We start from the raw sequence: 12,032 nt of genomic DNA, 5'->3' as shown, positions 1-12,032 counted from the left end.
TTCATTATTTCTTTGTTTTAGCCTAACACAGGATAAAGAAAAGCACAATGTTCAAGCACGCCCTACGCCTTCCGCCGGCCCTCTTTGTCGAAGGTGCGGCGCAGATCCATTTCCGTGGCGGCCACGGAGGCCAAGAGGTAGGCGGTTTCAAAGGCGGTATAGATGCCCAACACATCGGCAAAGGCCGGGCGGCGAAGGGCGAAAATCAACACGATGAGGGTGATCAGGGCGAGGATCCTGCCCCATCTCCGCCACCTTTTGGCGCAGGCGGCCTGGGCGTAGTCCCAGGTGTCCTGATTTTTCATGGACATGGTGGTGCGATAGCCGTAAGCTGCGTTAATGGTTTTCGGCGGATGATCCATCATGGTGCGACCAAAAAAGATCATGATTCCGGGAATTAAAAATACGGCGAAAGCCATAAAGACTTTAAACCCCATAGGCCCTCCTTTCCCTCCAATCTGTTTTACAAAACTATTTTATCAACAATGGGTGCAAAATAAAACGAGGCCCGAAAGCCTCGCTCGTTACATTTTTATGACACGGAAAGTTTCTTGTCGTGGCTGTGGATGCTTCTCAAAAAGAGCACCACGGCGGCGATAAGCATAAGCCCGCTCAACACAAGAGATGTTCTGAAGAACAGCCCGGCGACTTCTTGAACCATGAGTTCTTCATTTATAAATACTCTTTGGCTTCCCATCACATTCATTACCGTACTGACCACAACGTTCATGGCTATTTGCACGCCGACATAGAGCATAATGGGCCCGCCGATGCCGAAGCGGCGGAAGGGCTTTTCGCTCCCCACACTCGTGACGAAGACCCAGACGGCCGCGGCTAAAAGCATGCCAGCGATTACCATGAAGGCGAAGCCCGCCGAGTAATTGACGTTCGGTTGTTCGAATAGGGCGGCAAAAAATCGACATATTTCCATTTCCTCTCTTACGCTACGAAAGACTATGGGTCCGAAATAGGCTAAAGAACACAGACACGCCACTACTACCACGATGATAAACCACAAGCCCCGGCCGCCCATGGCCTCTTTTCCCGTCAAGGGAAGGGCCGCGAAAAAACTGCCGTAGGTGCCGTACATGCGCTTGTAATCCCTGATACAAAGCCACAGAGGAAGGATGCTCACGCCGATAAAAAAGGCCGTGAAACCGACAAAGATGGCGACGGCGCCGACCGTGCTCTCTTCTCCAGTGTAACCCCCCAAGAGGAAACCGCCGGGAAGGCTCAATGCCACCATGGCGAGAAGAATCCATTTGTCTCGCTTGAAATAATAGCTGATGAGTTTAGACATCGTACACCTCCCTGAAAATCGCTTCCAAATCCTTGCCGTAGCGGCCGCGCAGGGCCTCCACATCTTCGTTTAAAAGCACCTTGCCCTCTTTTAAAAACACTGCCGTGTCGATAATGGGCTCAATGGCATCCACCATGTGGGTGGAGATGATCAAGGTCGCCTCCGTGTCGAAGCCGTCTAAAATTCCATCGATGACGTTCTTCCGCGCCAGGGGATCCACGCCGCCGATGGGCTCATCCATTAAGTAGAGCCGCGCCTTCCTGGAAAGGGTCAGCGCCACTTGGAGCTTGTCCTGCATGCCCTTGCTCATTTCCCGTATGCGGCGGGAAGGCTCCAGGTCGAAGGATTTCAGCATATAAAAGGCCTTCTCTCGGTCGAAGTCGTCGAAGAAGTGGCCGTAGAGATCCACGCAGGCCTCGGCGGTTAAGTCCTTGGGCAGAGGCAGGTGATCCGGCTGGTAGCTCACCATGTTTTTCGTGATCTTGCCGATTGCTTCGCCGAAGATTTCCACCTCGCCCTTGTAGCTCATCTCCAGGCCGGCCAAAATGCGAAGAAGGGTCGTCTTCCCCGCGCCGTTGGGCCCCATAAGCCCTACGATGTGTCCCGGCTCCAAGGATAATTCCAGTTTGTCCAAGACGTATTTGCCCCGGTAGTCGATGTCGATTTGTTTGCACTCAACGGCCTTCATGAGACCCTCCTTTCTCCCAACGCTTGTTCAGTAATTTTACCGCTGTCTCCTGGGACATGGACAGATCCGCCGCCACGCCGATCAATTGATCGCAGGCGTCGAAAAAGGCGTCCTTGCCCAACGTGTCGATGGTGTCTTTATTTTCCGTCACAAATTTCCCCCGCGTTCGATCCGTTTCAATGAGCGCTTCCCGCTCCAGTTCCTGTAGTGCCCGCTGCACGGTGTTTGGATTCACACCGTAAATCTTCGCCAAATTTCGCACCGATTCCAATTTCTCTCCGGGAATCAGCTCCCCGGCGGCGATTTGCTTTCGAATAGTTTCGTAAAGCTGCAGATAAATCGGTCGATTGCCGTCAAATTCCATGGGCCCTCCTTTCATCTGTGCTGCTTCTTCTACAAATCACTTCGTTCAAATTTCCTTATGCCTATGGTGTTCAATAATAAGACCAATCCCCAGTTTAGTGCCATAAACCAAATAAAATCGATTCCCTTTCCGCTATCTATCAATTTCTCTAGGTGATACATGGGAGATCCCAATTGTATCCCCGGGAATGATTTTAAATACACGAAAACGACAAACAAAACAATAAATACGCCGATGGAAACGTGGGATTTAACATACATGCTGAGACTTTGTACTAAGCTAATCGCCAGTATATACAACGAACCGGTTGCAACGATCGTCATTAGATCAGAAAGATAATGCGCACTGATCAGTTTTCCGTCGGCTATTGGAAGATTCGCCACCAGCAAATAATAACATCCAATCGAAAATACTATGAACAGCGCTGTCACGGCCCACCAGTAAATGGATTGAGCATAAAACTTCGACCGGTAGATGTTGCGCCTGTTATTGACGCGATCTAGCATCATAGAAAGACTTCCGTTTTCAATTTCTCCTTTTAATATATTCGCACTGTTGATGGCGAGAATGAGAAATATAACGAAGACCATATAAACCAAGGTGTACATATTGTCGGCAAATGTTAGCCCATTGATTAGCTCCTTGCTGTTATACGTCACAATCAACGAATGATTGTGTACGCCCAACCCGTAAAACAAGGGCAATAGGAACATGAAGAACACCAGCAGATTCTCTTTTCGCCTTAACTGCTTAAATAGCTCGAACCGTACAAGCGTCTTCATCATTCCCCTCCTCCAGCAACTTTTCCAATGGATTGATTACCTTTTCAACACTCAATATGGTAGCGATCGAGCTAATGTAGTGTAGCTTCTCGTTCATGTTTTCCTCTGTGATCACCAGCCTATGCCGATCTAATTTTCTTGCGTAACGACTATCGATTTTATCCGTGTCGTCAACATTCAACATGACGGCGCTTTGAATATGAATGTCACCATCATAGTGCTTAACTCCGTCTCTAATCACAATGAGACGATTGCATAAAGACTTCACTTCGTCTAAGTTGTGGTCCGAAAAAATCACCGCCATTTTCTGCTTCTCTGCCATCTCCTGAATGAGGCTTTTTACCATCCCACGGCCGTGAATATCCAATCCCACAAAAGGCTCGTCTAAAAGCATGACGGTTTGGGCGTTAAGCAAGGCTTGTGCAAATCCGAGCCTCTGCTTCATTCCGAAAGAAAATTCCTTAATCTTCTTTTTCTCCACCCCTTCCAAGCCAACCGTGTTTAGCACGCCCTTGATTTCAGTATTTATTCTTTCTACATCCGTTATTCCGTTTAGGTACAGAATGGATTCCAAGTTTTCATACGCTGTCATGTATTCATAAAAGTTTGGATCAACGGAGATGCCGAACTTTTTCCGATGCAACGAATCTATGGCGACCTCTTCGCCTTCGTAGCCTATTTTTCCGGAATCGGCGTGCGTGAGGCCGGCCAATATGTTCAATAAAGTCGTTTTACCGGCGCCGTTTACGCCGATAAGGCCGACAATGTCACCCGCATTTAATTGCATCGAGAAGTCGAAAAGTCCCCTTCCATTTCCATAGTCCTTGGTTAAGGACGTCACATCCATTAGGCTCATCTTTCCCTCCTCTCACTTGTGCTACTTCCTTAATACAGTCATATTGTATCGCCGTCTTAATACAGTGTCAACTCTTTTTTTGAAATTTTTCTTCGACCGACGAATTTTCGCGCACAAAAAAAGATGCCGGCACGCGCCGACATCTCCTGTGACCAAATAATTCCTATGCTTTTGCCTTCATCATAATCGCCCAGGGGGATTCCGTAATCAAAAGGCCGTCTTGATTGACCAGGCGGGCCTCGAAATTCACGACGCCCCGCCCCGGTTTCGACGAGCGCTTTACTTCCACCGGCTCCAGCTCCAGATGCACGGTGTCGCCGATCCGTAGGGGATTTTTGTAGCGAATGGTGAGTTCCAAAAAGGCGACGGTGGTGCCGTCAAAAATGCCGATCATATTGGATAGGCCCGTCATAATCGACGCACCCAACATGCCGTGGGCCACCCGCTCTTTAAAGGGGCCTTTTTTGGCGTATTCATCGTTGGTGTGAAGGACGTTAAAGTCGCCGGAGACGCCGGCGAAGGTGGCGACGTCGGCCTCGGTAATGGTCCGCCCTTGGGAGACGTAGACTTTTCCTATTTCAAACTCTTCTAAATACAGTCCTTTCGGTTCGTAATTCATTTTCTCCTCCTTATCTGCGGGCGGGCTTCAGGCCCATGGGTGCGTCTTTGAAAATAATCGGATCCATGGGCTTTACATCGTCGGCGACGATGGGTTCAAATTCCATTTGATCGATGATGTCTTTTTGAATATCCACCCCCGGCGCCACTTCCGTAATGACCAGGCCGTCTTTTGAGGGCTTCATGACGCAGCGATCCGTAATAAAGGTGACGTTTTGGCCCATCTCCAAGCCGTGCTCGGCGCTGTATGTGATCTGATCCAGTTCTTTCAAAAACTTTTTGCGCTTGCCTTCCTGCTCGATGATGAGCTTGCCGTCTTCCACCCGCTCTTTCAGTCCGCCGGCGGTCATGGTGCCGCAGAAGTAGATGTCTTGGGTCGATTGGGAAATGTCGATAAATCCGCCGGCACCGGCAATGCGCATGCCGAAGCGACTCACATTAATGTCGCCCCCGGCGTTGACTTCCGCAAAGCCCAAGAAGGCGCAGTCCAGGCCGCCGCCGTTGTAGAAATCGAATTGCTGATTCATGGGCAGGCCCACCATGGCGTTGACCGCCGCGCCGAAATTGGCGCCGCCCAGGGGAATGCCGCCGATCATGCCGTCTTCCAAGGTGAGGGTAATGTCGTGTCCGAAGCCTTCTTCGTTGGCAACGATGCCCACGACCTCGGGAATGCCGATGCCCAGATTCACCACGTCGCCCGGGGCCAATTCCATGGCCGCCCGACGGGCGATGATCTTGCGCTCGTTTAAGGGGTAGCTCGCCGCTTCTTCCATAATTACGCGAGATTGCCCGGCAATGGCGGGGTCGTAGAAATTCGCCGGCGTCTGGCGATGCTTCGTCTCCGGCTTTTCACTGAGGACCACGTAGTCCACAAAAATCCCGGGGATGATCACGTCGTTGCGATTGATGGAGCGGGAATCGGCCATGTACTTCACCTGCACGATGACCTTGCCGCCGGATGCTTTCGCCGCCATGGCGATTTCCCGCGCATCCACCACCGAGGCCTCTTCTTCGAAGGTGATGTTGCCCAGCTCGTCGGCGGTGGTGCCGCGGATCAAGGCTACGTCGATTTGCGGCGCCTTGTAGTAAAGGTACTCTTCGTTATCCAAGGTGACCAGTTCCACCAAATCTTGCTTCGCCGCATCGTTGATTTTGGCCCCTTCCACCCGGGGATCGCAGAAGGTCTTCAGGCCCACTTTCGTGAGCTCTCCGTGAAAGCCCGAGGCGATGTTGCGATACATTTTCGAAACGACGCCTTGAGGGAAGTTGTAGGCCTCGATTTCGTTGGCATTGGCTTGGTCGATGAGGCGCTGATTGTTTGCGAAGTGGCCGGTAATGTAGCGCTTGATCATGCCGGGATGGGAAATTTCGTAAATGCCCTCGTCGGTGTTGTTGCCTATGCCCGCCGCCTGAAGCACGGTCATGTTCTTCGGCGCGCCTTCTTCTTCGAAGCGCTCGCCGATGGCCGTTAATAGTTCAGAAGGGGTGGTTTGGAGCAAAAAGCCCGAGACGATTAAGCCGTCGCCGTCCTTAATAAGGGCTGCCGCTTCCTTTGCATTGATTCGTTTCATAAACTGTCCTTTCTTTTCACAAGGGGATTAACAAACGCCCATAAAGGCCAGGATCAGGGCGCAGATCAGCCCGATCAACGGCACGACGCAGGTGGCAAAGAAGATGCCCGGGTAGCCTTCTTTAAAGGTCAACCCCGTCACCATAAGGAAGGTCACGTTGGGGCCTGCGTGAGGCAGGGAGTCCAAGACCCCGGCGGCCATGGCGCCAATTCGGTGGAGCAATTGGGGCTCGATGCCCATGCTTAAAAAGTTTTGCGCCATACTGTCCATAAAGATCGTGATTCCGGCGGAAGAGGAGCCGGTAATTCCGGCGATAATATTTACGGCAAGGGCCGCGGAAATCAAGGGGTGGAAGGACAGGCCCGTGGCAAAGGCGACGAATTGTTGAAAGGCCGGTACCAATCGAATGGCGCCGCCGAAGCCTACGATGGATGAGGTGTTCATAATGGCGCTGATGGAGCCTTCGCTGGCCGTGCGCAGGGCTTCTTTCGGTTCCGTTAAGCGCTTTCTGAACAGAAGGAAGGTTAAAATCGAGCCCAAGAGAAGAGCGATGACCACGGAATACACGGAGTCGATCTCGATGCCGGAGAAGCGAATCCCGAGAATTGTGCCCACGATGGCGACGATGGGGATGACGGAAAGGCCGAAGGGCGGCAGGTCGTCCATATTGACGTCGCTTAAGCCGATGGCTTTATCTTTTTCTCCCAGAGCGAATACTTCGCCGTTGGCCTTTAGTTTTTTAATGTAGGCCGTGAAAATAAGCATGCCCACCGTAAACATAATGAGGGCGCAAATCGCACCCAGCATCGGCGCCGCCGTGGTGGTGGTGCCCAAATACTTTGTGGGAATAATATTCGTGAGCGCTGGTGTACCAGGCAGGGTCGTCATCGTAAAGGAACCGGCGCCCAGCATAATGGCCCCGGGAATCACTCGCTTGGGAATGTTTGCCTCTTGGAAAAGCACCAGGGCAATGGGATAGATGGAGAAGATAATCACGAAAACCGATACGCCGCCGTAGGATAAAATCACCGACGACAAGACGACGATCAGCAATGCGTGTTTGGCTCCGAAAATTTGGGTGAACTTTTCCGCAATGGAAGACGCCGCCCCCGATTTCGATAAAAGCTCGCCGACCAAGGATCCCAGGAGGAACATAATTAAGTAATTTGCGATAAATCCCGTCATGGCCGGCGCGTAACCATCCATAAAACCGGGCCAAATGTCGAAACGGTTGAACAAGAAAATAACCAGCGATGCGAACAAGGATACCGGCAACACGTGATAGCCTTTAAATACCATGACCACCAGTATGGCCAGAGCGATCAATAAGCCCATAGCTCCCATAGAATAATCCCTACCTTTCCATAATCTGACGATATGGCAAATCGGCGATTTTGCCGCGGATGACCATAAAAAATAGAGTGAATGCCTATCGCCCTCGTTGAATTTTGTTTATAATGAACTATAAACAGTGTATCAAGAGCCACTTGTTATGAAAAAGACGAATATGTAATGGTTTTCATAATCTGAACTTATATGTAATTTGCATTTTATTTATGGAGGGTGCCATGATCGATCTCCAACGAATCGCCTATTTTATCGCCATCGTCGAACACGATTTTAATATTACCAAGGCCGCCCAGGATTTATTTATTTCCCAGCCGGCTTTAAGCAACGCCGTAAAAACCATGGAGCGGGAAAGCGGGCTCTCCCTCTTCGAACGAATCAAGGGCCGCTACACCGCCCTGACGCCGGGAGGAAAGTATTTGTACGAGGAGGGCAAGCTGCTTTTGGCCCGCCACGAAAAAATCATGGATCAGCTGCAGCGCATCGGCAATCGCTACACCCATTCCGTATCCATTGCCGCGCCGCCCTTTCTCTTGCGGACCTACATGGCTTCCATACTCTTTTCGTTGCAGGCACAATTTCCGAAGGTCGAATTTATCTTTCACGAATACGATCAGGAGGCCATTAAAGAAGGGATGTTAAACCTAAGCGTCGACATGGCCCTCATGACCGAGCCCAACGACTTCGACAGCGTCGGCATTCGCACGACGCGAATCGATCACCGAAAATTTGCTGCCATTCTTTCAAAGGACCATCCCCTTGCTGCAAAAACGATTTTGCAATGGGAAGACATCGCCCAATACCCCCTCTCCATCCCGGGCAATCGCTACGCCACCTATTCCTTAATACAAAACGCCCTTCGCGCCCGTGGGTCGGAGCCGCGCGTGGCCTTGGCTGGATCCGTATGGGACTTTCAGGTCACCACCCTGATCGGCACGGACTACATAAGCCTGATGCCTGAGATCGTGCGGGACTTCTTTACGAAAGAAATGGTGAACAATCTCCTCATGATCCCTATTCAAGATTCCGTGGATTGGCGCGTGGTGTTCTGCGAAAATTCTGCTGCCCACAGCAACGACGCCATTAGCGCCGTGCGCCGCTACTTGCTGGACATCTTGCCCCGGGCCCTCGAGTGAGCTTTCGCCAAATACAAATCCCCATGGTCAAACCATGGGGATTTTCCATGAAAAAACGGACGCCTCAGCGTCCGCTTTCATTCAGAATATAGGAAGGTGTCATTATTTTAGTATTCTTGCATCGCTTTATTCATGACAAAATATTTCGCTAAGTCAAATAAGAAAAAGCGCACTTTCGATAACAAGATGTTTTCATAGCATTTCCAGTAACCGACGAATCGATGGCGTCGCCTTTGGCTAAAGGCTTCCACGTCGGAGACGGGGTAACCGAGAAAGATGCCGATTTCGTCGGGACAGCCAATTAAAAACCGTGTTTTTAATTCCGCAATGGCTTCGTCCGCATTGGCGTAATCATAGCCGCGATTCTTTAAGAAAGCTCGGCATCGTTTGTCTGTTAGTCTGTGTTCAAGTCGTTTTCGATCATAGAAGTAGAGAAGCAAACTGCCTTTGGGGTTTTTCAGTTCCGCGTACGCAAGGGGTATGGCACGCTTGATACTTTCGTCCTGGGCCCAACACCGGCTAAGATCTCTTGAAGGATTGACTAAGTTAACCAGAGTTCCGGTTTTTCCGCAGAAAACCGTGGGCGCCGTATAGGCTTTTAAGATTGCTTCCAAATAGTCGCGATCGTTGCATGTATCGCATTTGTTTAGGTAACGAACCGTGGAGTCATTGAGCTTACGCTTCACATAATGCGCGAGCACTGTCTTCGCACTCCTTCAAGCCGTCTGCATCCGGCTCTCCTTTACAAATGACGGTGGCGACGTAAGCGGGGCCGAGTCCTCGAACTTCGTCCTCCCAAGTTTCCATCCATTCGCCGTCCGCCCAATCGTAGGAGCCAAACAGTAGCACATATTTTCCTTTCAACAGAGGATTTACATCATCCATTAAAGGACGCATTGTCGTTTCTTCCAGCTCTTCTGCACCCATAGCCGGACATCCGAATGCAATTCGTTCCGCATCCTTTACGATGGCCTCTGTTGCGTCGGCAGCTTCAATTAAAGAAGCTTCTTGACCGGCGGCTTCTAAGCCCTTGACGACTGCCTTCGCCATGGCTTCTGTGTTGCCGGTCCCCGACCAATAAATGACAGGTACCATAATTCCCTCCTTTCTACCTTGCGGCACGTTCACGCTGCACGCATTGGCATAAACGACAGAATCACCTGATATGTACCGCAAAGAAATGATTTGATAATTCATATCGTTTACATTGATTATTATAGCGGTACCTCGGAACTTTTGCAAGGGTTTTTTGAAACTTTTTGAGATTTATTTTCAATGGTCTCTTTTTCGGCTTGATTCCGCCATTTTTCGCTCGGATTTCTTTTGGCTTTATCGACTTTTTTTCCGCTTTTCTTTTTAATCGTCCTTTGTGCCTGTGGACCCATGGTTTTTATCTTGCCGGATATTTGGTTTTCGCTTTTAATCACCCTACCTTGTCTGCGATCCCGTGGTCTTTGCCTCCCGATTTTCCCATCTTCTCCTTATTCTTTTCGGATGTGGCTATTTCCCCAACCTGCCGATGGGTTCCCTTCTTTTCTCATCCCTTCTTCGATTCCCTCCCTGCGACTCTTTAGCCTGTGCCGGCGAATTCGTTCACGTTTCTTTGCTTTTTTCGATAAATATTTATTGATTATCGATAAGTTTCGGGTATACTGAAAGCAGGAGGTTGACATGAAACGATTACAAACCACATTTATCGCCGCGACTTTAGCGGCGGCCATGCTATCGACGAGTGGCTTCTTCGCTCTCATCGGATCCATTTTAGGAAAGGCATGGGTTCTTAAAGACAACACATTTACCATTTTCGTTCCCCTGATTCCGGCGTGCCTCGCCTTTTGGGGCGCAAGTGGCGCCTTTCTTCTCGCGGGGCTTGCCTTCGGCCTTTACACCACCTATTTGTACGCCAAGGGTCGCCTCTTTACGCCGGCCATGGTTCGCGGCCTGGAGCGGGTGGGCCTGTGCTTTTTAGGCGCCTGCCTGAGCTTTTTGCTTCTCGCCATTTACTTGGCCGTGAACCTGCAGCTCGCCGCCCTCTTTCTGCTCTTTTTCCTTTTGGCTGCCCTCCTCGCGGCGGCGTCCCTCTTTTTCTTCCTCTTGGCCGATGCGGTAGACGAAGGCCGCCATCTGCGGGAAGAAAACGACCTGACCATTTGAGGTGTGCCATGATTTGTGTGGATTTAGATTTAATGCTCGCCAAACGAAAAATGACCCTCACGGAATTATCTCAGGCGGTGAATGTGAGCTTGCCCAATCTCTCCATTTTAAAGACGGGAAAGGCCAAGGCCATTCGCTTTTCTACCCTCGCCGCCATTTGCCGGGCCCTGGATTGCCAGCCGGGAGATATTTTGCGCTACGAAGGAGACGATGAACATGACGCGGACTAAAGGACTTAAAATTATAGGCGCCCTCTTTCTTGTGGGCCTCGCGGCGATCTTTATCTTTTCCGACGCCACGCCCCGGACGCTCAAGGCCATAAACGCTGCTTTTGGTACCCACGTCACGAGGCGGGCCGTCTGCGTGGATGCTGTAAAAAAGCCGCCGGATTTTCTCGGCGACGGCGTGAGCTATTCGGTTTACAAATTAAATGGCGAGGACATGGCGCAGCTGAATCAGGATTTGAAAAAGGCAAAAGCTTTTTCCGCAGAGAGCGAGGTCGGAAGGGATGTGGACTCGGCGTTGAAATGGGCGAAACAGGTGCAACCGGGAATTAAAGCGCCTGCCCTGTCTTGGCCTCAATGCCGCTACTACTTCGTGGATCGCTCCCCGGGCGGGGCGGGGGATTATCTGTCCAACTACGAGGCCTTGGTGGTGGATGAAGAGAATCTGCTTATTATGTATCTGGTCTACGACACTTAAAAGAGATCCCTCGTCAGTGTACCTGAAAAGAGGGCTACCGCACTTAAAACGGTAGCCCTCTTTTTCTTTTACACGCACAAAAAAACACACGCCGTCCTAAGATCAGCGTGCGTTTTTTGTGTGACCGGCAATTTCCTACTCTCCCAGGTCGTTACCAACCAAGTACCATCGGCGTTTAGAGACCTAACCCCATTTTGCGGACCGAAGGGACGAAAAATGGATGGTAGGTCCTATGTCAGGATGGCCCGGCGGGACGTGCGAAGCGCGTCGCCCGGTTGCCATCTACGGCCAGAGGCTTGCCTCTTCTGTCGTGTGTTGCCACTATTTCTATATTTAAGTACAAAAAAACACACGCCGTCCTAAGATCAGCGTGCGTTTTTTGTGTGACCGGCAATTTCCTACTCTCCCAGGTCGTTACCAACCAAGTACCATCGGCGTTAAGAGGCTTAACTTCTGTGTTCGGCATGGGTACAGGTGTGTCCCTCTTGCTATCGTCACCGGACGAACCAAGTGC

At 50.7% G+C, this 12,032-nt stretch carries 16 protein-coding genes and 1 rRNA gene; 4 read left to right on the top strand and 13 right to left on the bottom strand.

Annotated elements, in window-relative coordinates; genetic code table 11:
* Window positions 1-62 precede the first annotated feature (62 nt).
* The 9 genes from KO087_RS07410 to KO087_RS07370 form a co-directional block, all read right to left on the bottom strand.
* Entirely contained in the window at window positions 63-437 is a 375-nt protein-coding gene (locus tag KO087_RS07410; protein ID WP_215508640.1) for an SdpI family protein, read from the bottom strand.
* Window positions 438-532: 95 nt separating this feature from the next.
* Window positions 533-1,300: a hypothetical protein gene (locus KO087_RS07405; RefSeq protein WP_215508639.1), complete on the bottom strand. Its 768-nt coding sequence runs from the start codon at window positions 1,298-1,300 to the stop codon at window positions 533-535.
* The gene (locus KO087_RS07400; protein ID WP_215508638.1) at window positions 1,293-1,988 is read right to left on the bottom strand and encodes an ABC transporter ATP-binding protein; all 696 of its coding nucleotides are present in this window, start codon (window positions 1,986-1,988) and stop codon (window positions 1,293-1,295) included. The genes KO087_RS07405 and KO087_RS07400 overlap by 8 nt, the downstream gene beginning before the upstream one ends.
* The gene (locus tag KO087_RS07395; protein WP_215508637.1) at window positions 1,975-2,352 is read right to left on the bottom strand and encodes a GntR family transcriptional regulator; all 378 of its coding nucleotides are present in this window, start codon (window positions 2,350-2,352) and stop codon (window positions 1,975-1,977) included. The genes KO087_RS07400 and KO087_RS07395 overlap by 14 nt, the downstream gene beginning before the upstream one ends.
* A gap of 29 nt (window positions 2,353-2,381) precedes the next feature.
* Window positions 2,382-3,134: an ABC transporter permease subunit gene (locus KO087_RS07390; protein ID WP_215508636.1), complete on the bottom strand. Its 753-nt coding sequence runs from the start codon at window positions 3,132-3,134 to the stop codon at window positions 2,382-2,384.
* The gene (locus KO087_RS07385) at window positions 3,103-3,990 is read right to left on the bottom strand and encodes an ABC transporter ATP-binding protein (protein ID WP_215508635.1); all 888 of its coding nucleotides are present in this window, start codon (window positions 3,988-3,990) and stop codon (window positions 3,103-3,105) included. Before KO087_RS07385 ends, KO087_RS07390 begins: the two co-directional genes overlap by 32 nt.
* Before the next feature lie 163 nt (window positions 3,991-4,153).
* On the bottom strand, window positions 4,154-4,609 hold the full coding sequence (locus KO087_RS07380; protein ID WP_108832057.1) for a MaoC/PaaZ C-terminal domain-containing protein: 456 nt from the start codon (window positions 4,607-4,609) through the stop codon (window positions 4,154-4,156).
* A 10-nt stretch (window positions 4,610-4,619) separates the two neighbouring features.
* Window positions 4,620-6,179 (bottom strand): acyl CoA:acetate/3-ketoacid CoA transferase, encoded by a 1,560-nt coding sequence (locus KO087_RS07375; RefSeq protein WP_215508634.1) that lies wholly within the window; start codon window positions 6,177-6,179, stop codon window positions 4,620-4,622.
* Window positions 6,180-6,206: 27 nt separating this feature from the next.
* Window positions 6,207-7,514: a GntP family permease gene (locus KO087_RS07370; protein WP_215508633.1), complete on the bottom strand. Its 1,308-nt coding sequence runs from the start codon at window positions 7,512-7,514 to the stop codon at window positions 6,207-6,209.
* A 233-nt stretch (window positions 7,515-7,747) separates the two neighbouring features.
* On the opposite strand from KO087_RS07370, the gene KO087_RS07365 reads away from it, so the two are divergent.
* Window positions 7,748-8,662, top strand: coding sequence for a LysR family transcriptional regulator (locus tag KO087_RS07365; protein WP_215508632.1), 915 nt, complete (start codon window positions 7,748-7,750; stop codon window positions 8,660-8,662).
* 107 nt (window positions 8,663-8,769) lie between these two features.
* Here the strand turns inward: KO087_RS07365 and KO087_RS07360 are convergent, their stop codons facing one another.
* The 3 genes from KO087_RS07360 to KO087_RS07350 form a co-directional block, all read right to left on the bottom strand.
* Window positions 8,770-9,348, bottom strand: a complete 579-nt coding sequence (locus tag KO087_RS07360) for a DUF3793 family protein (protein ID WP_215508631.1) — start codon at window positions 9,346-9,348, stop codon at window positions 8,770-8,772.
* The gene (locus KO087_RS07355; protein ID WP_215508630.1) at window positions 9,338-9,757 is read right to left on the bottom strand and encodes a flavodoxin domain-containing protein; all 420 of its coding nucleotides are present in this window, start codon (window positions 9,755-9,757) and stop codon (window positions 9,338-9,340) included. The genes KO087_RS07360 and KO087_RS07355 overlap by 11 nt, the downstream gene beginning before the upstream one ends.
* A 119-nt stretch (window positions 9,758-9,876) precedes the next feature.
* Window positions 9,877-10,089, bottom strand: a complete 213-nt coding sequence (locus KO087_RS07350) for a hypothetical protein (protein ID WP_215508629.1) — start codon at window positions 10,087-10,089, stop codon at window positions 9,877-9,879.
* A 244-nt stretch (window positions 10,090-10,333) separates the two neighbouring features.
* On the opposite strand from KO087_RS07350, the gene KO087_RS07345 reads away from it, so the two are divergent.
* The 3 genes from KO087_RS07345 to KO087_RS07335 are packed head-to-tail and all read left to right on the top strand — an operon-like array spanning window position 10,334 to window position 11,518.
* Complete coding sequence (locus KO087_RS07345) at window positions 10,334-10,816, top strand: DUF2975 domain-containing protein (protein WP_215508628.1); 483 nt, start codon at window positions 10,334-10,336, stop codon at window positions 10,814-10,816.
* A gap of 8 nt (window positions 10,817-10,824) precedes the next feature.
* Window positions 10,825-11,046, top strand: a complete 222-nt coding sequence (locus KO087_RS07340; RefSeq protein WP_215508627.1) for a helix-turn-helix domain-containing protein — start codon at window positions 10,825-10,827, stop codon at window positions 11,044-11,046.
* Entirely contained in the window at window positions 11,033-11,518 is a 486-nt protein-coding gene (locus KO087_RS07335) for a hypothetical protein (protein ID WP_215508626.1), read from the top strand. Before KO087_RS07340 ends, KO087_RS07335 begins: the two co-directional genes overlap by 14 nt.
* Window positions 11,519-11,903: 385 nt before the next feature.
* Here the strand turns inward: KO087_RS07335 and rrf are convergent.
* A 5S ribosomal RNA gene (rrf, locus tag KO087_RS07330) occupies window positions 11,904-12,020 on the bottom strand.
* Window positions 12,021-12,032 lie beyond the last annotated feature (12 nt).

Source organism: Peptoniphilus rachelemmaiella, assembly GCF_943169845.1.
Taxonomy (GTDB): domain Bacteria; phylum Bacillota; class Clostridia; order Tissierellales; family Peptoniphilaceae; genus Aedoeadaptatus; species Aedoeadaptatus rachelemmaiella.
This window is presented reverse-complemented; position numbering and strand designations above follow the sequence as displayed.